This is a genomic window from Priestia veravalensis (assembly GCF_001457055.1).
Taxonomy (GTDB): Bacteria; Bacillota; Bacilli; order Bacillales; family Bacillaceae_H; genus Priestia; species Priestia flexa.
Window position 1 is genome coordinate 1 of sequence record NZ_KQ758652.1, and the last position, 24,714, is coordinate 24,714.

A 24,714-nucleotide genomic window follows, 5' to 3' on the forward strand; every position below is an offset into this window, starting at 1 on the left:
AGCTAGTAAGATCCCTGAAAGATGATCAGGTTGATAGGTCAGAGGTGGAAGCACGGCGACGTGTGTAGCTGACTGATACTAATCGATCGAGGACTTAACCAAATTAGAAAAGCGAAGGCGACTAATTAGGAGCCATAGCTAGACAGTAAACTTAGTACTCAGCAAAATGTTATCTAGTTTTGAGAGAATAATCTCAAATCATGTCTGGTGGCGATAGCAGAGAGGTCACACCCGTTCCCATGCCGAACACGGAAGTTAAGTTCTCTAGCGCCGATGGTAGTTGGGACTTTGTCCCTGTGAGAGTAGGACGTTGCCAGGCATATTATTTAAAAGGATTAGCTTATAGCTAGTCCTTTTTTTATTTCTCATTAATTTCAATAAATGACGTTTTGAACCTTATTTTAGTGGAAATCATAAAAGTAAGGCAAAACTTATCAAACTACATAGTTGAAATTTTTTTCATTTCCTTTTATATTTAATTTAATAAGGTCAAATATAGTCAAAGTCAGAAGGAGGGTGCAACGTGCCAAATATCTCTGACATCATTGAACAGTATTTAAAAGAAGTGCTCGAATTAAGTGACAGAGAAATTGTTGAGATTAAACGTAGCGAAATTGCAGATAAGTTTCAATGTGTTCCATCTCAAATCAATTACGTTATTAATACGCGCTTTACGATTGAAAGAGGTTATGTGGTTGAAAGTAAGAGAGGTGGAGGTGGCTTTATCAGAATTTCTAAAGTCCGAACTCATAATGCTTCTCATTTATTTCAACAAGTCATCGATCTTATCGAATCTCAAATTTCACAGTCATATGCTGAAAGCGTCATTTTCAGGTTAGTTGGAGAAAAAGTCATTACGGAGCGAGAAGCTAAGATAATGCTTAGCGTTATTCATCGATCTGTTATTGACCTTGAGCTACCATATCGTGATGAACTTCGAGCGAAATTACTAAAAGCTATGTTGAATTCATTAAGGTATCGCTAATTGAATTGATTTTATGTAGACAGGGAGAGATGGTTGCATGATTTGTCAGCAATGTGAGATTCGACCTGCAACACTTCATTTTACGAATGTAGTGAATGGGAATAAGACAGAAGCACACCTTTGCGAACAATGCGCTGCAGAGAGTGGGGATGTATTTTCTATATCATCTCAGCAAGGCTTTTCAATTAATAGTCTATTAGCAGGACTATTAAATTTTGAACCTTCTGCTACAGGTCCGAATACAATTAAAAATGAACCACTACGTTGCCCTACATGCGGAATGACGTATCATCAATTTTCTAAAGTTGGTCGGTTTGGCTGTTCAAACTGCTATGAAACCTTTGAACAACCACTTGTTCCGTTTTTGAAGAGGTTACATGGGGGGAATTATTTACATCATGGTAAAATTCCAAAGAGAATTGGAAGTAATCTTCATTTAAAAAAGGAATTACAGGCTCTGAGATTGAATTTAAAGGAGTATATTGAAAAAGAAGAATTCGAAAAAGCTGCAGAGCTTCGAGATGAAATTCGCTTATTAGAGAAAAAAATCAATAACTCTACGGGAAAGGAGATATAGCCGTATGTCTGAACTATTCTTCACAAATCCCGTAAGCTCTTGGATGAAACAAGAAGCACCGGACTCTGATATTGTACTAAGCAGCAGAATTCGTCTAGCTAGAAATTTAACAAATTTTCTTTTTCCTACAATGTTAGTAAAAGAAAAAGCTGATGAAATTGTAAACAATTTTGATCAAGTGTTTGAAGAAATAAGGAAAATGGAAGAGTGTGAATTATCTTCTCTAAAAATGAGTGAGTTAAAGCCACTGGAGAAACGAGTACTGGTGGAGAAGCATTTAATCAGTCCTCAATTATCTGAATCTAATTCAGGGGCTTGTTATTTATCAAAGCAAGAAGATTTAAGTATTATGGTTAATGAAGAAGATCATTTACGCATACAATGTTTATTTCCAGGTCTTCAATTATCCGAAGCATTAGAACGAGCTAATGAAGTAGATAATTGGATTGAAAATCGCGTGGACTACGCTTTTGATGAACAAAGAGGCTATTTAACGAGTTGCCCAACGAATGTTGGTACAGGGCTTCGTGCCTCGGTTATGATGCATGTACCTGCATTGGTTATGACTCGTCAAATTCATCGAATTATTCCTGCAATTAATCAATTAGGTTTAGTTGTAAGAGGAATTTACGGAGAAGGTAGCGAAGCATTAGGTAATATCTTTCAAGTTTCTAACCAAATTACGTTAGGAAAATCTGAAGCTGATATTGTATCAGACTTGAATAGTGTTGTAACACAATTAATTGCTCAAGAAAGATCTGCCAGAGATGCATTACTTAAAACCTCTCATTTGGAGTTAGAAGATCGCGTTCATCGCTCATATGGAGTATTAGCTCATAGTCGCATAATTGAATCTAAAGAAGCGTCTCAGTGCTTGTCAGATGTTCGATTAGGGATTGACTTAGGTTATATTACAAACATATCCAAAAATATTTTGAATGAACTCATTATTATGACGCAGCCAGGCTTTTTACAACAGTATTCAGGCTCTGCGTTAGATGCCCATGAACGAGATATTAAAAGAGCTACCTTAATTAGAGATCGCCTTAGTAATATTAAAAATATAGATTAAACGTGGAGGGTGACAGCCGTATGATGTTTGGAAGATTTACAGAGCGTGCACAAAAAGTATTAGCGTTAGCACAAGAAGAAGCTTTACGACTTGGACATAACAATATTGGAACTGAACATATTTTATTAGGTATTGTACGTGAAGGTGACGGTATTGCTGCAAAAGCATTATCTGCATTAGGGTTAAGCACAGAAAAAATTCAAAAAGAAGTCGAAGCTCTTATTGGAAGAGGTCAAGAGTTAACTCAAACGATTCATTATACACCTCGCGCTAAAAAAGTAATTGAACTTTCAATGGATGAAGCAAGAAAATTAGGTCATTCGTATGTGGGAACTGAGCATATTTTACTTGGATTAATTCGTGAAGGTGAAGGCGTAGCTGCTCGTGTACTTAATAATTTAGGAGTGAGCTTAAATAAAGCTCGTCAACAAGTATTGCACCTGTTAGGTAGTAACGAAGCTGCTTCTAGTCATCAAGGTGGTGGAACTTCGAATGCAAATACACCAACCCTTGATAGTTTAGCTCGGGATTTAACAGTGGTAGCACGTGAAGGAAGTCTAGATCCAGTTATTGGGCGTAGCAAGGAAATTCAGCGTGTTATTGAAGTGTTGAGTCGTCGTACAAAGAATAACCCAGTTCTTATCGGTGAACCAGGTGTAGGTAAAACAGCAATCGCAGAGGGATTAGCACAGCAAATTGTTAACAACGAAGTGCCGGAGATTCTTCGAGATAAGCGCGTTATGACCCTAGATATGGGAACCGTAGTTGCTGGAACAAAATATCGTGGTGAATTTGAAGATCGTTTGAAAAAAGTAATGGATGAAATTCGTCAAGCCGGTAATATCATTCTATTTATTGATGAGCTGCATACATTAATCGGTGCTGGTGGTGCAGAAGGGGCAATTGATGCTTCAAACATTCTAAAACCATCCTTAGCACGCGGTGAATTACAATGTATTGGTGCTACTACTTTAGATGAATACCGAAAATATATTGAAAAAGATGCAGCTTTAGAGCGTCGTTTCCAGCCAATTCAAGTTGATGAGCCAACCCTAGACGAATCTATCCAAATTTTAAAAGGCTTAAGAGATCGTTATGAAGCTCATCACCGCGTATCAATTTCTGATGAAGCTATTGAACAAGCAGTAAAATTATCTGACCGTTATATCTCAGATCGCTTTTTACCAGATAAAGCAATTGATTTAATTGATGAAGCTGGTTCAAAAGTTCGCTTACGTTCATTTACGACGCCGCCTAATTTGAAAGAGTTAGAGCAGAAGCTAGAGTCAATCCGAAATGAAAAAGATGCTTCTGTCCAAAGTCAGGAGTTTGAAAAGGCTGCATCATTACGTGATACAGAACAACGCTTAAGAGAAGAATTAGAAGAAACTAAAAAAGCTTGGAAACAAGAGCAAGGTAAAGAGAATTCAGCTGTTACAGTAGAAGACATCGCGATGGTTGTATCTAGCTGGACTGGAGTGCCGGTTTCGAAATTGGCTCAGGAAGAATCAGAGCGTTTACTAAACATGGAAGAGATTTTACACTCTCGTGTCATTGGCCAAGAAGAAGCTGTAAAAGCAGTGGCAAAAGCTGTTCGTCGCGCAAGAGCAGGCTTGAAAGATCCAAAACGTCCAATAGGCTCATTTATTTTCTTGGGACCAACTGGTGTAGGTAAAACAGAGCTTGCTCGTGCTTTAGCTGAATCAATGTTTGGTGACGAAGATGCGATGATTCGTATTGATATGTCAGAGTATATGGAAAAACACTCGACTTCTCGCTTAGTAGGTTCTCCTCCAGGCTACGTTGGATATGATGAGGGTGGTCAGTTGACGGAGAAAGTTAGAAGAAAGCCATACTCTGTTGTATTACTAGATGAAATTGAAAAAGCGCATCCGGATGTATTTAACATTTTATTACAAGTTTTAGAAGACGGACGCTTAACTGATTCAAAAGGTCGCACTGTAGATTTCAGAAACACAATTCTAATCATGACTTCAAATGTTGGTGCAGATACGTTAAAACGTAACAAGCATCTTGGATTTACGGTTGAAACAGAGGGTCAGGATTATAAGGATATGAAAGGGAAAGTTATGAGTGAGATGAAGCGTGCTTTCCGTCCAGAGTTCCTAAACCGTATTGATGAGATTATTGTGTTCCATTCGTTAGAGAAACCGCATCTAGCTGAAATTGTAAAGCTAATGGCTGATCAATTAACTAGACGCTTAAAAGAACAAGAAATTGAATTGGAATTAACAAAGGCAGCAATTGATAAGATTGCAGAAGAAGGGTTTGACCCAGAGTATGGGGCGCGTCCTCTACGTCGAGCAATCCAAAAGCATGTTGAGGATCGTTTATCTGAGGAGTTATTAAGAGGCGTCATTCAAAAAGGTCAAAAGGTAACGTTAGATGTAGAAGGTGAAAACTTTACAGTCAAGTCATCTTCACCGAGCAGTATTAGCTAAAGAATTAAGAACATGTGGGGCATACGACAAAATACGTATGCCTCCATTTTTTATTTACAATGTAAAGATAGTGTACAATAGCATCAAGGACTTTTATAAAGAACGAGGAGATTATACTAAATAATGAGTAAAAGAAAAACAAAGTTTTCATGTCAACATTGTGGGTATGAATCGGCTAAATGGATGGGAAAGTGTCCTGGCTGTGGCAGTTGGAATTCAATGGTGGAAGAAATTGAAGAGACAAAGTCTTCAAGGCGAGGAGGAGCTTTTTCTGGCGCAACCTCTACAAAGGTGCAAAAGCCTCAATCCATTACGAATATTGAATCAACGACTGAACCAAGGATATATACAAAGTCACCCGAGCTAAACCGTGTTTTAGGTGGAGGGATTGTTAGAGGATCACTAGTCTTAATTGGGGGAGATCCTGGTATTGGTAAATCAACTTTGTTGCTACAAACTTCAGCTCAGTTAGCTATGAACAAGCATAAGGTGCTTTATATATCTGGTGAGGAATCAACAAAGCAAACAAAGCTAAGAGCAGATCGCTTAGGTATTAAAGCGGAAGATTTGTATGTGCATGCAGAAACAAACTTAGAGTCAATCACAGAAGCTATCTCAAGTATGAATCCAGAACTTGTTATCATTGATTCAATTCAAACAATTTATCACGGTGACGTTACATCAGCGCCCGGAAGTGTTTCTCAAGTACGCGAGTGTACAGCAGAGTTAATGCGAATTGCAAAAACAAACGGCATAGCTATTTTTATTGTAGGTCATGTTACCAAAGAAGGGTCTATTGCAGGTCCAAGGTTACTTGAACATATGGTAGACAGTGTTTTGTATTTTGAAGGAGAACGCCACCATACGTACCGGATTTTAAGAGCAGTAAAAAACCGCTTTGGTTCAACAAACGAAATGGGTATTTTTGAAATGAAGGAAAGTGGTCTAGAGGAAGTGCTCAACCCATCTGAAATCTTTTTAGAAGAACGATCTCAAGGTGCAGCTGGTTCTGTCGTTGTGGCTTCGATGGAGGGTACTCGTCCCGTATTGGTAGAGTTACAAGCACTTATTAGCCCAACAAGCTTTGGAAATCCTAGAAGAATGTCTACAGGACTTGATCATAACCGTGTCTCGCTTATTATGGCAGTGTTAGAAAAGCGAGTAGGATTACTGTTGCAAAATCAAGATGCGTACTTAAAAGTAGCAGGTGGGGTAAAGTTAGATGAGCCAGCTATTGATTTGGCGGTTGCGGTTAGCATTGCATCGAGCTTTAAAGATGCACCTTCAAACCCTACAGACGTAGTAGTAGGAGAAGTTGGATTAACAGGTGAGGTTCGAAGAGTGTCTCGCATTGAACAACGAGTGCAAGAAGCTGTGAAATTAGGATTTAAGCGAATCATTGTTCCTGAAAAAAACTTAGGTGGTTGGAAAATACCAGAAGGCATTGACGTAGTAGGGGTGTCCACTGTGTCAGAAGCGTTACAGTACACATTAGGAGGTTAAAAAGAATGAATGATGAAAAGATAACAGAGCAAAAGCAAATCTCTGATATTCTAGAATTTGTGGCTCCTGGAACCCCTTTTCGCGATGGTATTGAAAATGTATTAAGAGCTAAGACCGGCGGGTTAATTGTAATCGGGTACAATGATCAAGTGAAAAAGATGGTAGATGGAGGGTTTTCAATTAATTGTGCATTTACACCAGCTCACTTATATGAGTTGGCTAAAATGGATGGAGCGCTTATCTTAAATGACAGTGGTAGTAAAATTTTATTTGCAAATGCTCAATTAATGCCGGATCCATCTACTCCTTCTTCGCAAACCGGTATGCGACATCGTACAGCAGAGCGGGTTGCCAAGCAATCAGGAGTACTGGTTATTGCTATTTCACAGCGTCGAAATGTTATTACGCTGTATAAAGACTCTTCTCAATATGTATTAAAAGACATTAGCGTTATTTTAGCAAAAGCGAACCAAGCGCTTGGCACGTTGGAGAAATATAAAGCAGTTTTAGATGATTCCATCAATAGCCTAAGTGCTTTAGAGTTTGAAGAACAAGTAACTCATACAGACGTGTTACAATCTTTGCATCGCATTGAGATGGTATTGCGAATTAAAAACGAAATTTTAAGTTATATTAGTGAGTTAGGAACAGAAGGGCGATTAATTCGTCTGCAGATGAATGAATTGTTGTCTCACTTAGAAGAAGAAGCAATTTTGTTAATGAAAGATTATATGTATGATACAAGCGTAGAGCCAACAAAAGTAATTGAAAAGATGCAACAGCCATCTAATAATGTATTGCTAGATGACCAAACTCTCTTACGGCTAATGGGTTATCCAATTTATACGAGCTTTGAAGAGGGAGTTGTTCCGAGAGGATATCGAATGCTTCATAAAATTCCGCGACTACCGTCTATTATTATCGAGAACTTAATTGAAGAATTAGGCGACCTCAAGGCTATTACAGATGCAACTGTTCAGGAGCTTGATGAAGTAGAGGGTATCGGTGAAATACGTGCTCGTAAAATTCAACAAGGACTAAAGCGACTGAAGGAACAACACTTGCTAAACCGTCAGCTCTAGGATATTAATTGACTTTTTAATCTTGGTTAGGATATTGTGAAAATACTAATAGAGGGACATTTTGTTTACAAATTATGTTTTCAATTAAATAAAAGGTTTCAATCATTGTAAACTGTTTATAATGATAAAAGGAGGTGATGGCGTGTTAAAACGTTTTGTTCAATTGTTTTTTATCATAACAGGTGGTACATTAGGAATCTTTCTTATCCCAGAACTTATTGAATTATTAAGTCTAAAAGATATTGCATTATTAGACAAGTCATACATTCACGCTCCTTTAGGTGCAATTCTCTTTTTTGTCATAACATTCTGGTTAGTAGATTATGTTGTAGGCTTTATTCGCCGCATCGAAGAGTCTCTTGTAAAGGCACCGGTAACAGATGTTTTATTTGGGAGTTTAGGCTTAATATTAGGGTTAATTGTTGCCTATTTAGTTGGTACGTTCCTTTGGAAAATTCAGCTGCAGGTAGTTAGTACAGTTTTACCAATCTTTTTAAGTATTTTATTAGGTTACTTAGGCTTTCAAGTAGGGTTTAAAAAGAGAGATGAGTTGGTCAATGTTTTTTCGATACCTACTCGTATTGGTAAGAAAAAAGGTTCGGAAGAAGAGCAAGAGAATAATCAATCCTTGCAGTCTTTAAAAATTTTAGATACAAGCGTTATTATCGATGGACGCATTGCAGATATATGTCAAACTGGTTTTTTAGATGGAACCATTGTCATTCCTCGATTTGTGTTAGAAGAGCTTCAGCATATCGCAGACTCATCAGATGTTTTAAAGCGCAATAGAGGTCGTCGAGGTCTTGATATCTTAAATCGAATTCAAAAGGAATTGTCTATGAAGGTAGAGATTTACGAAGGTGATTTTGAAGATATTCAAGAAGTAGATAGTAAACTTGTAAAGTTGGCAAAAGTTACTTCGGGTCTCGTCGTGACAAATGATTTTAATTTAAATAAAGTATGCGAACTGCAAAATGTAGGGGTTTTAAATATTAATGACTTAGCAAACGCAGTCAAACCAATTGTTTTACCAGGAGAAGAAATGAATGTACTTGTCATTAAAGACGGTAAGGAACACAATCAAGGTATTGCCTACTTAGACGATGGTACAATGATTGTTGTAGAAGAAGGCCGAAACTATATCGGTAAGCAAATCGATGTACTTGTGACAAGCGTACTTCAAACATCAGCTGGTCGAATGATTTTTGCTAAGCCTAAGCTCTTAGAAAAAGCCCTCTAATTTTCAGCTATAAGGGAGAAGGAACATGCAATACGATGTAATTGTTTTAGCAGCAGGACAAGGTAAGCGAATGAAAGCAGGGCGAAATAAGCAATTTCTATTAATTCGAAATGTACCTCTTCTTGTTCATACACTAAATATATTTGAAACTGATCATACATGTAATAGCATTATTTTAGTTATTAATGATCAAGAACTAGAGGATATTACATCACTTTTAGAGCAATATCCGATGCGTAAAGTTACGGCAGTGGTGTCGGGTGGTCAAGAGCGCCAACATAGCGTGTATAATGGGTTGAAAGCCATTAAGCTGTCTAATGTGGTTCTTATACATGATGGTGCTAGACCATTTGTGAAGCATCACCATATCCACAAACTTGTAGAAGAAGCGGCAGTTAAAGAAGCGGCAACTTTAGGCGTTCCTGTTAAAGAGACGATTAAGAAAGTAGAAAACAACATCGTAGTGGAAACGATTGAACGCTCTAGCTTGTGGTCTATTCAAACCCCACAAGCTTTTCTTTCGTCTACCATTCAAAGAGCTCATAACGTAGCAAAAGAAAACGGTTATCTAGGAACAGATGATGCAAGCTTAGTGGAACAGCTAGGTCAGGAAGTAGCAATTGTACAAGGAGACTACGATAATATAAAATTAACAACACCAGAAGACTTAATTTATGCAGAAGCTATTTTAACAAAGTTGGAACAAAACAACTAAGAGGTGAAGGAAATGAATATACGTGTTGGACAAGGATTTGACGTTCATCAATTTGCAACGGGACGTCCATTAATCATTGGAGGGATTGAAATCCCATATGAGAGAGGATTACTGGGACATTCTGATGCTGATGTACTTCTGCATACGATTGCCGATGCACTGTTAGGAGCAATAGCTCAAGGGGATATTGGAAAGCATTTTCCAGACACGGATCCAGAGTTTAAAGATGCAGATTCAGCTAAGCTTTTACAACATGTGTGGAAGCTAGTGAAAGCAGAAGGTTATGCGCTCAGCAATGTAGATTGTACAATTATTGCACAGAAACCTAAGATGGCACCGTACATCCAGCCAATTCGAGAGCGTATTGCCGAACTATTAGAAGCTGAAGTGTCACAGATTAATGTTAAAGCAACGACGACAGAAAAATTAGGCTTTACTGGTCGTGAAGAAGGAATTGCTTCACAAGCCGCGGTGTTAGTATATCAAAAATAACCCAGAGTCTTTAACAGAATTACATTTGGTGATAAAATTAATAATGTCGAAAAATAATAAATTACATACTTACGTAAAATAAACTGGAGGTTATCCTACTTATGTCAAAAGAAGTACGCGTTCGCTATGCACCGAGTCCAACTGGGCACCTTCATATCGGAAACGCACGAACAGCTTTATTTAATTATTTATTTGCTCGCAATCAAAACGGTAAGTTCATTATTCGTATTGAAGATACAGATCAAAAGCGTAACATTGAAGGTGGAGAAGAAAGCCAGCTTCGCTATCTAAAGTGGTTAGGCATTGATTGGGATGAAAGTATTGATATCGGTGGAGAATACGGCCCGTATCGTCAATCCGAACGTACAGAAATTTACCAAAAATATACGGACGAACTATTAGAAAAAGGTGCAGCTTACTATTGCTACTGTACAGAAGAAGAATTAGAAAAAGAACGTGAAGAACAGACTGAAAATGGTCAAATGCCACGCTACTCAGGCAAATGCCGTAACTTAACAGAAGAGCAGCAAAAAGAATTAGCAGCAGAAGGTCGCAAGCCAAGCATCCGCTTCCGAGTTCCAACGGGTACGGTAGTGAAGTTCAACGATATTGTTAAAGGCGAAGTAGCATTTGAATCCGACGGTATCGGTGACTATGTTATCGTGAAAAAAGATGGCACGCCTACTTATAACTATGCTGTAGCTATTGATGATCATCTAATGGAAATGACGCACGTTTTACGTGGAGATGATCATATTTCAAATACACCAAAGCAAATTATGATTTATAATGCGTTAGGTTGGGAGCCGCCTGTATTTGGACATATGACATTAATTGTAAATGAAAGTCGCCGCAAACTAAGTAAGCGTGACGAGTCCATTATCCAATTTATCGAGCAGTATAAAGAATTAGGTTACTTACCTGAAGCTCTGTTCAATTTTATTGCAATGCTTGGATGGTCACCTGTAGGGGAAGAAGAAATCTTCTCAAAAGAGCAGTTTATTGAAATCTTTGATCCTGCTCGTTTATCTAAATCACCAGCATTATTTGACACGAATAAACTTCGTTGGATGAACAATCAATACATGAAGCAGCTTGATTTAGATGAAGTTGTAGATCTATCTCTTCCTCATCTCGTAAAAGCTGGACGTGTAGAAGAACAAATGACGGAAGAACAAACGAAGTGGGTAAAAGAACTAATTGCCCTTTATCAAGAACAAATGAGCTACGGTGCAGAAATCGTGGAGCTAACAGAAATGTTCTTCAAAACAGAAATTGAGTATAATGAAGAAGCGAAAGCTGTACTTGCAGAAGAGCAGGTGCCAGAGGTATTGCAAGCTTTTGCAACGGAAATTGAAGCAATGGAGACTTTTAGTCCCGAAGAGATTAAAGCAGCAACAAAAGCTGTTCAAAAAGCAACAGGTCATAAAGGTAAGAAGCTATTTATGCCAATTCGTGTAGCTACAACGGGTGAAACACATGGACCAGAATTACCAAAAGCTATTTCGCTACTTGGTAAAGCAACAGTGTTAGCTCGTCTAGCAAAAGTTTCTGGTTAACAAATTGGTTTAAAACCCATATAGTTAATATATATTGAAATCGTTGATAAGGAGAAGTAAATAGGCTATCGCTTTTTTAGAGAGGATTACCATCGGCTGAAAGTAATCTATGCGTATACCTATTGAAATGCACCTTAGAGACTTCTGTTGAAAACTGAGGTTAGTAAGCAGGAGCGGGTATCGCCGTTACACGAGATGAGTTGGAGTGCGTATCTGCACTCAAGCAGAGTGGAACCGCGTATAAGAAACGTCTCTGTGTCAGTTGACACAGAGACGTTTTTTTTATAAAAAATGGGGGGTGAAAAAGGTGATAAAGATGTTAAAAGAGGATATTGAGGTGATATTTGAACAAGATCCTGCTGCTAGGAGCTACATCGAAGTTATTTTAACGTATTCTGGGCTCCATGCTATTTGGTCACATCGTTTAGCTCACGCGTTGTTTAAACGCAAATGGTTCTTTTTAGCACGTGTAATTTCACAGGTTAGTCGCTTCTTTACAGGAATTGAAATTCATCCGGGGGCAAAAATAGGACGACGCTTTTTTATTGACCACGGAATGGGAATCGTAATTGGAGAGACTTGCGAAATAGGAGACAATGTCACAGTTTATCAGGGAGTAACTTTAGGCGGTACGGGAAAAGAAAAAGGAAAACGTCATCCAACGATTAAAGACCACGTTCTTATTGCAACGGGTGCTAAAGTTTTAGGGTCCATTACCATTAACGAAAACTCAAAAATTGGTGCCGGGTCGGTTGTCTTGAATGATGTTCCTGAGAATTCAACAGTTGTGGGAATACCAGGTCGAGTCGTCATTCAAAATGGAGTTCGTATTAAAGATTTAAATCATCAGGATTTACCAGATCCAGATGCAGAGCGATTCAAGCAGCTTGAACATCAATTAAGCGAACTACAACAAGAAATCAAGCAGCTCAAAGAAGGGAAGATTTATCATGACAATTAAGCTATATAACACATTAACTCGTCAAAAAGAAGTGTTTACACCTTTAGAGGAAAATAAGGTTAAAATGTATGTCTGTGGTCCAACTGTTTATAACTATATTCATATTGGAAATGCAAGACCCGCCATTGTATTCGATACAGTGCGTCGCTATCTAGAGTTTAGAGGGTATGAAGTACAATATGTGTCAAACTTCACAGATGTTGATGACAAGCTAATTCGAGCAGCTAAAGAGCTGGGTGAAGATGTACCAACGATTGCAGAACGATTTATTAACGCTTATTTTGAGGATACGACAGCACTTGGCTGCAAACATGCGACTATACATCCTCGCGTAACAGAGAATATGGATATTATTATTGATTTTATTGATGAGCTAGTTAAAAAAGGCTATGCATATGAGTCAGATGGAGACGTTTATTACCGCACAAGAAAGTTCGAAGGTTACGGAAAGCTTTCACATCAATCAATTGATGAGCTGCAATCAGGTGCTCGTATTGAAGTTGGAGAAAAGAAAGAAGATCCGTTAGACTTTACGTTATGGAAAGCGGCAAAAGATGGTGAAATTGCATGGGATAGTCCATGGGGGCAAGGAAGACCAGGTTGGCATATCGAGTGCTCAGCGATGGCTCGTAAATACTTAGGAGATACAATCGACATTCATGCCGGCGGTCAGGACTTATCGTTTCCTCATCATGAAAACGAAATTGCACAGTCTGAAGCATTGACGGGAAAGACATTTGCGAAATATTGGTTGCATAATGGTTATATTAATATTGATAACGAAAAAATGTCGAAGTCATTAGGAAACTTTGTACTTGTACACGACATCATTCAAAAGCACGACCCATCACTATTAAGATTCTTTATTCTATCAGTACATTACCGTCACCCAATTAATTATAACGAAGAAATCCTTGAAAATACTCGAAAAGGCTATGAGCGTTTACAAACAGCTTATGTGAACTTAAAGCACCGTTTAGAGGCAGCAACAGACTTAAACGACGGTAATTCAGAATGGCTAACTAACATTGATGAGCTTCATAACAGTTTTATTAAAGAGATGGATGATGACTTTAATACAGCAAATGCTATTTCAGTGCTATTCGAACTGGCTAAGCAAGCAAATGTATATCTACTCGAAAAGACAACATCAAAAGAAGTAATTGAAGCATTCATTAATGAATTTAACCAATTAGGTGGAGCTTTAGGCTTAACATTTGACGCTCAAGAATTAGTAGATGAGGAAATTGAAAATCTCATTCAACAGCGAATTGATGCTCGTAAAAACCGTGACTTTAAATTAGCTGATCAGATTCGCGATGAATTAAAAGCTAAGAATATTATTTTAGAGGACACGGCTCAAGGAACGCGTTGGAAAAGAGGATGATTGTTTAATGACTGAAAAAAAGTTAGATGTGAAGCAGTTGAATAGCCTAGCATTAGCTTATATGGGTGATGCAGTATTCGACTTGCATGTAAGGAAACATTTGCTTGGGTTAGGGACAGTACGCCCTAACCAGCTTCATAACAAAGCGAAAAAATATGTTTCAGCTAAAGCTCAAGCTCAGATTGTCTATCATTTTAAAGAAATTGAGTTCTTAGATGATGAAGAGCTAGCGGTGCTAAGAAGAGGACGTAATGCAAAATCAGGCACAGTTCCTAAAAACACGGATGTACAAACGTACCGCTATAGCACAGCGTTTGAAGCGTTAGTTGGCTATCATTACTTATTGGGTAACCATGAGCGTTCTCAGGAAATTATTACAAAAGCAATCTCTTTCATTTTTGAAGGAGAGGGAGGAAATTAATATGCAGCAGCAGGATTATATTATCGGACGAAATGCCGTATTAGAAGCATTAAAATCAGAAAGAGAAATTAACAAGTTATGGATTGCAGAGGGCTCTCAGGGGGGATCCATGGGAGAAATTGTGAAATTTGCTAAACGAAACGGCGTATTAGTCCAGTATGTGCCTAAAAAGAAAATTGAACAAATGGTTCAAGGCACGCATCAAGGTGTATTAGCTCTAGTTGCGGCGTATTCATATGCTGAAATTGATGAACTGTTTGAAAAAGCAGCACAAAAAAATGAAGATCCTTTCTTTTTAGTACTAGATGAGTTAGAAGACCCGCACAACTTAGGTTCAATTATGAGAACAGCAGATGCAGTTGGTGCTCACGGGATTATTATTCCAAAGCGCAGATCTGTGGGGTTGACATCAACTGTAGCTAAATCATCAACTGGAGCTATTGAACATATTCCAGTTGCTCGCGTAACGAACTTAGCTCGCACTATTGATGAATTAAAGGAAAGGGGAGTATGGGTAGCTGGTACAGATGCAAAAGAAAGCGATGACTATCGAAACTTAGATGGTACAATGCCACTAGCTTTAGTTATTGGAAGTGAAGGTAAAGGAATGAGTCGCCTTGTTCGAGAAAAGTGTGACTTTTTAGTAAGGCTTCCGATGGTTGGTCACGTAACATCCTTAAATGCATCAGTAGCAGCAAGTTTATTGATGTATGAAGTGTATCGTAAACGTCACCCATTAGGAAGATAAAATGGATATTTTATTAGTAGATGGTTATAACATGATTGGTGCATGGCCTAACTTACGAAATCTACGTGACCATGATTTAGCGGGAGCCCGAGATTTGCTTATTGAAAAGCTTGCTGAGTACCAAGCTTATACAGGCTACCGCGTCATTGTGGTATTTGACGCACATATGGTTCAAGGAATTGAAAAGAAAGCTCATAACTATAAAATTGAAGTCGTTTTTACACGTGAAAATGAAACAGCTGATGAGTATATTGAAAAATTGGCTCAAGATTTAAATAACGTAGCGACACAGGTCCATGTTGCGACATCAGATTTTACTGAACAGTGGGCGATATTTGGTCAAGGAGCATTACGGAAATCCGCCCGGGAATTGTATAATGAAATTCAAGAGATTGAAAGATTTATCAAAATTGAAGTAAAGTCCATTCAAACGCAAAAGCCAGCGGCAAGGATTAAATTGCCTGACGGAGTTGCTGAAATTTTCGAAAAATGGAGACGCGGCGAGAAGTGAGGCTGTTGACGGTGGAGAATTAGCTACTGTATAATATTTCTATCTACTGTGCGGTCAGGGGGATCGATATGGGCGATAACTATGGGAGAAAACTTCATGCTCATTTCGAACAACAAGAAGATGAAGAAGTTGTCGAGCTTGTGCATAAAGGTGACATTGATGCATTAGAGTATTTGATTCACAAGTACAAGAATTTTGTTCGAGCTAAAGCACGGTCGTACTTTTTAATAGGGGCAGATAGAGAAGATATTATTCAAGAAGGCATGATAGGGTTATATAAAGCTATTCGTGACTTTAGAGAAGATAAACTTACTTCATTTAAAGCGTTTGCTGAACTATGTATTACCAGGCAAATCATCACAGCGATTAAAACGGCTACAAGACAAAAGCATATTCCGCTAAATTCTTATGTGTCGTTGGACAAGCCTATTTACGATGAGGAATCTGATCGAACATTGCTAGATGTTATTTCGGGAACCAAGGTCATGAACCCAGAAGAACTCTTGATTAATAGAGAAAAGTTCGATGATATTGAATTAAAGATGGCAGAGCTTTTGAGTGATTTAGAAAGAAAAGTACTCGTATTGTATTTAGACGGTCGCTCTTACCAAGAAATCTCAGAAGATCTAAACCGCCATGTAAAATCAATCGATAATGCGTTGCAGCGAGTTAAACGTAAGCTAGAGCGCTACTTAGAAATCCGTGAAATTACCACGTAGCCTGTATTGACACAGGAAGAAAGTGTGTGATACTTTCTTATAGACATTATCACTTATATAGGTGGCTAACAAAATGCGTAAAAAAGTTGTAATGGCATGTGTAGAATGTGGTAGTCGCAACTATACAACGATGAAAAGTACAGAGCAAAGCAACATTCGTTTAGAGATGAAGAAGTTTTGCAAATCTTGCAACTCACATGTCCAGCATCGTGAAACAAAATAGATTAAAAAGCTGCACAGATTAATACCCCTTTTATTTTAATGGAGGTTACAAACATGAACCGTGTAGGGAAATTTTTGCGTGACGTTGGTCGTGAAATGAAGAAGGTCAGCTGGCCTAAACGAAATGAACTAGTTCGCTATACAATTACAGTTGTTTCTACAGTTATTTTCATGACCGTCTTTTTCGCAGTTGTCGATTATGGAATCTCATCATTGATTCGTTTAATCCCTTGAATAATTTAATGATAATCATGGTATAATGAAACTAAATGATGATTTCTTCTTAAAAAGCCCGGGTACGGGTTTTTTAATTTGTTTTGAGAATGATATGAACTAGAACAGGTGAAGGTTCTAGTTCATCTTCTGTGCAATAGATACTTGAACACTTTATAGGAAGCTGGGAGGGAAGGACATTACGTCCTCAAAAATGGAGAAAAATTGGTATGTTGTTCATACTTATTCAGGGTATGAGAATAAAGTAAAGACGAATTTAGAAAAGCGTGTAGAAACAATGGGCATGCAAGATAAAATCTTCCGCGTGGTGGTACCTGAAGAAGAAGAAAGAGAAATTAAAAACAATAAAGAAAAGATAACAAAGAAGAAAGTATTTCCAGGTTATGTGTTAGTAGAGATTATTATGACAGATGATTCATGGTACGTGGTACGTAACACTCCTGGTGTAACAGGTTTCGTTGGGTCAGCCGGTTCAGGTTCTAAACCGACACCTCTATTACCAGAAGAAGTAGAAATGATTTTAAAGCAAATGGGTATGGATGAAAGTCATGCTGAATTTGACTTTGAGTTAAAAGAAACGGTTCTAGTTAAAGAAGGTCCGTTTGCGAACTTTGAAGGCACAATCGAAGAAATTGATACGGACAAGCGCAAAATTAAAGTTCATGTTGATATGTTCGGACGTCAAACACCTGTTGAGTTAGAGTTTACACAAATTGAAAAAATATAACTTTTAAAACCTTGCATTTCATCTGTTTTAATGTTAATATTTCATAAGTCAGTATGTCTCAATCTTGAGACTAAAACAACTATTTCTTTATTTTATATATAAAGAACTTGGAGTGGGAGGGCATCGCCCTATTACCACATCACGGACTTAAGGAGGTGTGTCTCGTGGCTAAAAAAGTAATTAAACTTGTAAAATTACAAATTCCTGCTGGTAAAGCAAACCCAGCACCACCAGTTGGTCCTGCATTAGGTCAAGCCGGTGTTAACATCATGGGATTCTGTAAAGAATTTAACGCTCGCACAGCTGATCAAGCTGGTTTAATCATTCCTGTTGAAATTACGGTATTTGAAGACCGTTCATTTACATTTATTACGAAAACTCCACCTGCTGCTGTATTACTTAAGAAAGCGGCTGGTATTGAGTCAGGTTCTGGTGAACCAAACCGTAATAAAGTTGCAACAGTCAAGCGTGACAAAGTACGTGAGATTGCTGAAACAAAAATGCCTGACCTAAACGCTGCTAACGTTGAGTCTGCAATGCGTATGGTAGAAGGTACAGCACGTAGCATGGGAATCGTAGTTGAAGACTAATCCCAAATGATTAGGTGTTAGAAGGTTGCGAGATAGGGATAGCTTCCGTTTCGCAACCTTTATTAGTGGGAGGTTATTCCGTTAATACCACATAAGGAGGAAAACAAAATGGCTAAAAAAGGTAAAAAGTACGTTGAAGCTGCGAAGCTTGTAGATCGTACACAAGCTTACTCAGTTCAAGAAGCAATTGAATTAGTAAAGAAAACAAACACAACTAAATTTGATGCAACTGTTGAAGTAGCATTCCGTTTAGGCGTTGACCCTAAGAAAGCTGACCAACAAATTCGTGGTGCAGTAGTACTTCCAAATGGTACTGGTAAAACTCAACGTGTATTAGTATTTGCTAAAGGTGAGAAAGCGAAAGAAGCAGAAGCTGCTGGAGCTGACTACGTTGGCGATTCTGATTACATCAACAAAATCCAACAAGGTTGGTTTGAATTTGACGTAATCGTTGCTACACCAGACATGATGGGTGAAGTTGGTAAACTTGGTCGTGTATTAGGACCAAAAGGCTTAATGCCAAACCCTAAAACTGGTACTGTAACATTCGATGTTGAGAAAGCTGTTAATGAAATCAAAGCTGGTAAAGTAGAATACCGCGTTGATAAAGCTGGTAACATCCACGTACCAATCGGTAAAGTATCATTCGAAGATAGCAAGTTAATTGAAAACTTCACTACAATCTTCGAAACTATGCAAAAAGCTAAGCCTGCAGCTGCAAAAGGAACATATATGAAGAACTTAGCTGTATCTTCAACTATGGGGCCTGGTATCAAAGTTGATATCGCAACTTTCAGCGCAGCTAACTAATTATTGGAAATAAATTGGTGTTGACTTTCTGAGTCCAACTGATTACAATAGATAATGTTGTTAAAAAAATAACATTTGTACCGTAGACAGTAGGTGCCTGTAAGGCTTAATTTCCTACCGAGGTGTGTGTGATAAATTAGTGAACGTTCTGATTCGCTTATAACACCTCCATGTCTTAGTTGTCATGGAGGTGTTTTATTTGCACCTTGTATGAGTGTACGGAAGGAAATCTACAGGAGGTGTAAAAATGAGCAACGTAATTGAACAAAAGAAACAAGTTGTTGATGAAATTGCTGACAAGCTTAAAGCAAGTGGATCAGCAATCGTAGTTGACTACCGTGGGTTAAATGTTGCTGAAGTAACTGAACTTCGTAAGCAATTACGTGACGCGGGAATTGAGTTCAAAGTATACAAAAACACTTTAACTCGCCGTGCTGTAGAAAAGGTTGAACTAAACAGCCTTAACGAAGCGCTAGTTGGTCCAAACGCAATTGCATTTGGTGGAGAAGACGTTATTGCTCCAGCTAAAATTCTTAACAGCTTCGCTAAAGAACACGAAGCGTTAGAAATTAAAGCTGGTGTTATCGAAGGTAATGTAGCAACTGTTGATGAAATTAAAGCTATTGCTGAACTTCCATCTCGCGAAGGCTTACTTTCTATGTTACTTAGCGTTCTTCAAGCTCCAATCCGCAACCTTGCTCTTGCTACAAAAGCTGTGGCAGATCAAAAAGAAGAACAAGGTGCATAATTTAGTCTGTTATATATAACACAATCACAAGGAGGAAATTAACAATGACTCAAGAACAAATCATTGAAGCAGTTAAAAATATGACTGTTTTAGAACTTAACGATTTAGTAAAAGCAATTGAAGAAGAATTTGGCGTAACTGCTGCTGCTCCTGTAGCTGTAGCTGGCGGTGCTGCTGGTGAAGCTGCTGCTGAGAAAACTGAATTTGACCTAGTACTTGAAAGTGCTGGCGGCCAAAAAATCAAAGTTATCAAAGTAGTACGTGAAATCACTGGTCTTGGCTTAAAAGAAGCTAAAGAAATCGTTGATAACGCTCCAAAAGCTCTTAAAGAAGGTATTTCTAAAGAAGAAGCTGAAGAAGCAAAAGCTAAACTTGAAGAAGTTGGCGCTTCTGTAGAAGTTAAGTAATTATTACTTAACATTTGATATGAAAAAGCTCGCTTATTCAAGCGAGCTTTTTTGCTTCTGTTTCTCTATTCGTTTATAGTATTAGAGGATGCCTTTTAGAAGGAGGAGTTCAGTTGACAGAACACTATTTTTCAAACACACCATCGGCTAGCAGTAATGAAGAGACATTTTCGTTTGAACTTCGAGGACAATCTTTTCGTTTCACTAGCGATCATGGTGTTTTCTCTAAAAAAGAAGTTGATTTTGGTTCTCGAGTGCTAATTGACAGCTTTGAGGTTAATAACGTAAAAGGTCCTATTCTAGACGTCGGCTGTGGATATGGTCCTATCGGTTTAGCGATGGCTAAACTTCATCCGGATGAGCAAGTGCATATGGTTGATGTTAACGAGCGCGCATTAGCTTTATCAGAAAAGAATGCAAAAGCTAATGGGATTGATAATGTTCAAATTTATCAGAGCTTTTGCTATAGTAATGTGAAAATTGATCATTTCTCTACTATTCTTACGAACCCACCAATTCGTGCTGGTAAAAAAATTGTACACGAAATTCTTGAAGGGGCATATAGCCATCTCGTTGAACAAGGTGAATTATGGGTCGTGATTCAAAAGAAACAGGGAGCTCCTTCCGCTTTAACGAAACTAGAGTCTCTATTTGAAGAAGTAGAGGTAGTAGAAAAGAAAAAAGGCTATTATATCATACGTGCTAAAAAATGTTGACTAATATTTTTTAGTATGTTAGCATTATAAAATGCCAATATATAAATATTCCATATAGACCTCTGTTATACATAAAATTGCACGTATAATTTGAGAATGTATGGGAAAACTAATAAAATCAATAGTACGTTTTATGAAATTGTGGTTTTCTATTTAAAGAAACCATTTTTCTTTTGTTCAATAATAAACAATAGTTTATTATATGTCTTGAATAATAACGCTTGATTTGAGGGGTGAATCAGTTGACAGGTCAACTAGTTCAGTATGGACGCCACCGCCAGCGCAGAAGTTATGCTCGTATCAGTGAGGTTCTAGAATTACCAAACTTAATCGAGATTCAAACGGCTTCATACCAATGGTTTTTAGATGAAGGATTACGAGAAATGTTCCAGGATATTTCTCCAATCGATGATTTTACTGGTAATTTATCACTAGAATTTATTGACTACAGCTTAGGTGAGCCAAAGTATTCAGTAGAAGAGTCTAAAGAACGTGATGTAACTTATGCAGCACCTCTTCGTGTTAAGGTGCGTTTAATTAATAAAGAAACAGGTGAAGTAAAAGACCAAGATGTGTTTATGGGTGATTTCCCATTGATGACGGAAACTGGTACGTTTGTTATTAACGGTGCTGAGCGCGTTATCGTATCACAATTGGTACGTTCACCAAGCGTCTACTACAGTGGAAAAGTAGATAAAAATGGTAAAAAGGGATATACAGCTACTGTTATTCCAAACCGTGGAGCATGGTTAGAATATGAAACTGATGCAAAAGACGTCGTTTATGTGCGTATTGATCGTACTCGTAAACTTCCAGTATCAGTACTGTTACGTGCGTTAGGTTTTGGTTCAGACCAAGAGATTATTGATCTAATTGGAGATAATGAGTACATCCGTAACACGCTTGAAAAAGATAACACGGAAAGTACAGAAAAAGCGCTACTAGAAATCTATGAGCGCTTACGTCCAGGTGAGCCACCAACTGTAGAAAATGCAAAATCATTGCTTGTATCTCGATTTTTTGATCCAAAGCGCTATGATTTAGCAAACGTTGGTCGTTACAAGATTAATAAAAAGCTTCATATTAAACATCGTTTGTTTAATCAAAAATTAGCAGAAACATTAGTTGATCATGAAACGGGTGAAATTATTGCTGAAAAAGGTGCAATGATTGATCGTCGTACATTAGATCGCTTAATTCCAATGCTTGAAAGTGGAGTAAACTTCAAAACTTATAGCCCGGTTGGCGGAGTTTTAGAAGACAATGTCACGTTACAATCTATCAAGATTTATGCTCCAAACGATCCGGATGGAGAGAAAGTTATTACAGTTTCCGGTAATGCTTACGTGACAGAAGAAGTAAAGAATATTACACCGGCTGATATTCTAGCATCAATTAGCTACTTCTTTAATTTACTTCACCAAGTAGGGGATACAGATGATATCGACCATTTAGGAAATCGTCGTCTTCGTTCTGTAGGGGAATTGTTGCAAAACCAATTCCGTATTGGTTTATCTCGTATGGAGCGTGTTGTGCGTGAGAGAATGTCTATTCAAGACACGAACACAATTACTCCTCAACAGTTAATCAATATTCGCCCTGTAATTGCTGCTATTAAAGAATTCTTTGGTAGCTCTCAGCTTTCTCAGTTCATGGACCAAACAAACCCGTTAGCTGAATTGACACATAAGCGCCGTCTGTCTGCATTAGGACCAGGTGGTTTGACTCGTGAGCGTGCTGGATTCGAAGTTCGTGACGTTCACTACTCTCACTATGGTCGTATGTGTCCAATCGAAACGCCTGAGGGACCAAACATTGGGTTAATTAACTCATTATCTTCTTATGCAAAAGTAAATAAATTCGGCTTTATTGAAACGCCATATCGTCGTATTGATCCTGAAACAGGTAAAGTTACGTCGAGAATTGATTACTTAACTGCTGATGAAGAAGATAACTATGTAGTTGCTCAAGCGAATGCGCGCTTAGGTGAAGATGGTTCTTTCTTAGATGAAAATGTTGTAGCCCGTTTCCGTGGTGAAAATACAGTTATCCGTCGTGATCGTTTAGATTACATGGACGTATCACCAAAGCAAGTAGTATCCGCGGCAACAGCTTGTATTCCATTCTTAGAGAATGATGACTCAAACCGTGCATTAATGGGTGCCAACATGCAACGTCAAGCAGTACCGTTGTTAAACCCAGAAGCGCCACTTGTTGGAACAGGTATGGAATATGTATCTGGTAAAGACTCAGGAGCTGCAGTTATCTGTAAGCACCCTGGTGTTGTTGAGCGCGTGGAAGCAAAACAAGTTTTTGTTCGTCGTTATGAAGAGGTAGACGGGCAAAAAGTTAAAGGTAACTTAGATAAATACAAGCTTCTTAAGTTTGTTCGTTCGAACCAAGGTACTTGCTACAACCAGCGTCCAATTGTTTCAGTTGGCGATGAAGTTGTAAAAGGTGAAATCCTAGCTGACGGCCCTTCTATGGAAAAAGGAGAGCTTGCATTAGGACGTAACGTTTTAGTAGGTTTCATGACTTGGGACGGATATAACTATGAGGATGCTATTATCATGAGTGAACGTCTTGTAAAAGACGATGTATATACTTCTGTTCATATTGAAGAATATGAGTCTGAGTCTCGTGATACGAAACTAGGACCAGAAGAAATTACACGTGATATTCCAAACGTGGGTGAAGATGCTCTTCGTAACCTAGATGAGCGTGGTATCATTCGCATTGGTGCCGAAGTTAAAGATGGTGATCTTTTAGTTGGTAAAGTAACGCCTAAAGGTGTTACGGAACTAACAGCTGAAGAGCGCTTATTACATGCAATCTTTGGTGAAAAAGCACGTGAGGTTCGCGATACTTCATTACGTGTACCACATGGTGGAGGCGGAATTATCCTTGATGTTAAAGTCTTCAATCGTGAAGATGGCGATGAGTTACCACCAGGTGTAAACCAACTTGTTCGCGTGTATATCGTTCAGAAGCGTAAAATTTCTGAAGGTGACAAAATGGCCGGTCGTCACGGTAACAAAGGTGTAATCTCGCGTATTTTACCAGAGGAAGATATGCCTTACTTACCAGATGGAACTCCAATCGATATCATGTTAAACCCACTAGGGGTACCTTCTCGTATGAACATCGGGCAAGTATTAGAGCTTCATTTAGGTATGGCGGCTCGTAAACTTGGAATTCATGTTGCATCTCCAGTATTTGATGGTGCTCGTGAAGAAGATGTTTGGGCGACGATTGAAGAGGCAGGCATGTCACGTGATGCGAAAACTGTATTATACGATGGTCGTACAGGTGAACCTTTCGATAATCGTGTATCAGTAGGTATTATGTACATGATTAAACTTGCTCACATGGTAGACGATAAGCTTCACGCACGTTCTACTGGACCATATTCACTTGTTACCCAACAGCCATTAGGTGGTAAAGCGCAATTTGGTGGACAACGTTTTGGAGAGATGGAAGTATGGGCGCTGGAAGCATACGGTGCTGCTTATACGCTACAAGAGATTCTAACTGTGAAGTCGGATGATGTTGTTGGTCGTGTGAAAACATATGAAGCCATCGTAAAAGGCGAAAATATTCCAGAGCCAGGTATACCTGAATCATTCAAAGTATTAATTAAAGAATTACAAAGTTTAGGTATGGATGTAAAAATGCTTTCAGCTGATGAGCAAGAGATTGACATTGTAGATTCAGAGGATGATCAAGAACAACAATCCGAATCTATTATGTCTGATATAGAACCAGAAGGAATTTCTGAAGGTCAAAAAGACCCTGTTATCAAAGAGTAAGGAATTACTTTCATATA

Annotated in this window: 25 protein-coding genes, 2 rRNA genes and 2 other annotated features; all 27 genes read left to right on the forward strand. The window is 38.3% G+C overall.

Features of this window, described 5'->3' with window-relative positions:
• Positions 1–102: ribosomal RNA gene (locus AS180_RS11420) — 23S ribosomal RNA — on the forward strand; the annotation flags it as partial.
• A gap of 101 nt (positions 103–203) precedes the next feature.
• Positions 204–319 (forward strand): 5S ribosomal RNA (gene rrf, locus AS180_RS11425).
• Positions 320–523: 204 nt separating this feature from the next.
• On the forward strand, positions 524–985 hold the full coding sequence (locus AS180_RS11430) for a CtsR family transcriptional regulator (RefSeq protein ID WP_025909695.1): 462 nt from the start codon (positions 524–526) through the stop codon (positions 983–985).
• Between the two features lie 37 nt (positions 986–1,022).
• Positions 1,023–1,562: a UvrB/UvrC motif-containing protein gene (locus AS180_RS11435; RefSeq protein ID WP_025909696.1), complete on the forward strand. Its 540-nt coding sequence runs from the start codon at positions 1,023–1,025 to the stop codon at positions 1,560–1,562.
• 4 nt (positions 1,563–1,566) lie between these two features.
• A complete protein-coding gene (locus tag AS180_RS11440) occupies positions 1,567–2,634 on the forward strand; it encodes a protein arginine kinase (RefSeq protein WP_025909697.1) in 1,068 nt (355 codons plus the stop codon).
• A gap of 20 nt (positions 2,635–2,654) precedes the next feature.
• The gene (gene clpC, locus AS180_RS11445; protein ID WP_025909698.1) at positions 2,655–5,096 is read left to right on the forward strand and encodes an ATP-dependent protease ATP-binding subunit ClpC; all 2,442 of its coding nucleotides are present in this window, start codon (positions 2,655–2,657) and stop codon (positions 5,094–5,096) included.
• Between the two features lie 123 nt (positions 5,097–5,219).
• Positions 5,220–6,599, forward strand: coding sequence for a DNA repair protein RadA (gene radA, locus AS180_RS11450; protein WP_025909699.1), 1,380 nt, complete (start codon positions 5,220–5,222; stop codon positions 6,597–6,599).
• Positions 6,600–6,604: 5 nt separating this feature from the next.
• Entirely contained in the window at positions 6,605–7,681 is a 1,077-nt protein-coding gene (gene disA, locus AS180_RS11455; protein ID WP_025909700.1) for a DNA integrity scanning diadenylate cyclase DisA, read from the forward strand.
• 142 nt (positions 7,682–7,823) lie between these two features.
• Positions 7,824–8,921, forward strand: coding sequence for a PIN/TRAM domain-containing protein (locus tag AS180_RS11460; RefSeq protein ID WP_062686839.1), 1,098 nt, complete (start codon positions 7,824–7,826; stop codon positions 8,919–8,921).
• A gap of 25 nt (positions 8,922–8,946) precedes the next feature.
• Entirely contained in the window at positions 8,947–9,636 is a 690-nt protein-coding gene (gene ispD, locus AS180_RS11465; RefSeq protein WP_025909702.1) for a 2-C-methyl-D-erythritol 4-phosphate cytidylyltransferase, read from the forward strand.
• Between the two features lie 12 nt (positions 9,637–9,648).
• Positions 9,649–10,128 (forward strand): 2-C-methyl-D-erythritol 2,4-cyclodiphosphate synthase, encoded by a 480-nt coding sequence (gene ispF / locus AS180_RS11470; protein ID WP_025909703.1) that lies wholly within the window; start codon positions 9,649–9,651, stop codon positions 10,126–10,128.
• 101 nt (positions 10,129–10,229) lie between these two features.
• Positions 10,230–11,687, forward strand: a complete 1,458-nt coding sequence (gene gltX / locus AS180_RS11475) for a glutamate--tRNA ligase (protein ID WP_025909704.1) — start codon at positions 10,230–10,232, stop codon at positions 11,685–11,687.
• Between the two features lie 34 nt (positions 11,688–11,721).
• Positions 11,722–11,945: a binding site (T-box leader), on the forward strand.
• A gap of 49 nt (positions 11,946–11,994) precedes the next feature.
• Entirely contained in the window at positions 11,995–12,648 is a 654-nt protein-coding gene (gene cysE / locus AS180_RS11480; protein ID WP_025909705.1) for a serine O-acetyltransferase, read from the forward strand.
• Positions 12,638–14,035 carry a cysteine--tRNA ligase gene (cysS, locus tag AS180_RS11485; RefSeq protein WP_025909706.1) on the forward strand — a complete coding sequence of 466 codons (1,398 nt, stop codon included), beginning with the start codon at positions 12,638–12,640 and terminating at the stop codon, positions 14,033–14,035. Before cysE ends, cysS begins: the two co-directional genes overlap by 11 nt.
• 7 nt (positions 14,036–14,042) lie before the next feature.
• The gene (locus AS180_RS11490) at positions 14,043–14,456 is read left to right on the forward strand and encodes a Mini-ribonuclease 3 (protein ID WP_062686840.1); all 414 of its coding nucleotides are present in this window, start codon (positions 14,043–14,045) and stop codon (positions 14,454–14,456) included.
• 1 nt (position 14,457) lies between these two features.
• Positions 14,458–15,204 carry a 23S rRNA (guanosine(2251)-2'-O)-methyltransferase RlmB gene (gene rlmB / locus AS180_RS11495; protein ID WP_025909708.1) on the forward strand — a complete coding sequence of 249 codons (747 nt, stop codon included), beginning with the start codon at positions 14,458–14,460 and terminating at the stop codon, positions 15,202–15,204.
• 1 nt (position 15,205) lies between these two features.
• Complete coding sequence (locus tag AS180_RS11500) at positions 15,206–15,715, forward strand: NYN domain-containing protein (RefSeq protein ID WP_025909709.1); 510 nt, start codon at positions 15,206–15,208, stop codon at positions 15,713–15,715.
• A 68-nt stretch (positions 15,716–15,783) separates the two neighbouring features.
• The gene (sigH, locus tag AS180_RS11505; protein WP_025909710.1) at positions 15,784–16,434 is read left to right on the forward strand and encodes an RNA polymerase sporulation sigma factor SigH; all 651 of its coding nucleotides are present in this window, start codon (positions 15,784–15,786) and stop codon (positions 16,432–16,434) included.
• Between the two features lie 73 nt (positions 16,435–16,507).
• Positions 16,508–16,657: a 50S ribosomal protein L33 gene (rpmG, locus tag AS180_RS11510; protein WP_025909711.1), complete on the forward strand. Its 150-nt coding sequence runs from the start codon at positions 16,508–16,510 to the stop codon at positions 16,655–16,657.
• A gap of 53 nt (positions 16,658–16,710) precedes the next feature.
• Positions 16,711–16,890 carry a preprotein translocase subunit SecE gene (gene secE, locus AS180_RS11515; protein WP_025909712.1) on the forward strand — a complete coding sequence of 60 codons (180 nt, stop codon included), beginning with the start codon at positions 16,711–16,713 and terminating at the stop codon, positions 16,888–16,890.
• Between the two features lie 193 nt (positions 16,891–17,083).
• Positions 17,084–17,617 carry a transcription termination/antitermination protein NusG gene (gene nusG / locus AS180_RS11520; protein ID WP_025909713.1) on the forward strand — a complete coding sequence of 178 codons (534 nt, stop codon included), beginning with the start codon at positions 17,084–17,086 and terminating at the stop codon, positions 17,615–17,617.
• Positions 17,618–17,781: 164 nt separating this feature from the next.
• Entirely contained in the window at positions 17,782–18,207 is a 426-nt protein-coding gene (gene rplK, locus AS180_RS11525; protein WP_025909714.1) for a 50S ribosomal protein L11, read from the forward strand.
• A gap of 108 nt (positions 18,208–18,315) precedes the next feature.
• Entirely contained in the window at positions 18,316–19,017 is a 702-nt protein-coding gene (rplA, locus tag AS180_RS11530) for a 50S ribosomal protein L1 (RefSeq protein WP_025909715.1), read from the forward strand.
• Between the two features lie 62 nt (positions 19,018–19,079).
• Positions 19,080–19,223, forward strand: a sequence feature (ribosomal protein L10 leader region).
• Between the two features lie 41 nt (positions 19,224–19,264).
• Positions 19,265–19,765, forward strand: a complete 501-nt coding sequence (gene rplJ / locus AS180_RS11535) for a 50S ribosomal protein L10 (RefSeq protein ID WP_025909716.1) — start codon at positions 19,265–19,267, stop codon at positions 19,763–19,765.
• Positions 19,766–19,809: 44 nt separating this feature from the next.
• Positions 19,810–20,172 carry a 50S ribosomal protein L7/L12 gene (gene rplL / locus AS180_RS11540; RefSeq protein ID WP_013054917.1) on the forward strand — a complete coding sequence of 121 codons (363 nt, stop codon included), beginning with the start codon at positions 19,810–19,812 and terminating at the stop codon, positions 20,170–20,172.
• A gap of 113 nt (positions 20,173–20,285) precedes the next feature.
• Complete coding sequence (locus AS180_RS11545) at positions 20,286–20,888, forward strand: class I SAM-dependent methyltransferase (RefSeq protein WP_025909717.1); 603 nt, start codon at positions 20,286–20,288, stop codon at positions 20,886–20,888.
• A 242-nt stretch (positions 20,889–21,130) separates the two neighbouring features.
• On the forward strand, positions 21,131–24,697 hold the full coding sequence (gene rpoB / locus AS180_RS11550; protein ID WP_025909718.1) for a DNA-directed RNA polymerase subunit beta: 3,567 nt from the start codon (positions 21,131–21,133) through the stop codon (positions 24,695–24,697).
• The last annotated feature ends 17 nt before the right edge of the window (positions 24,698–24,714 follow it).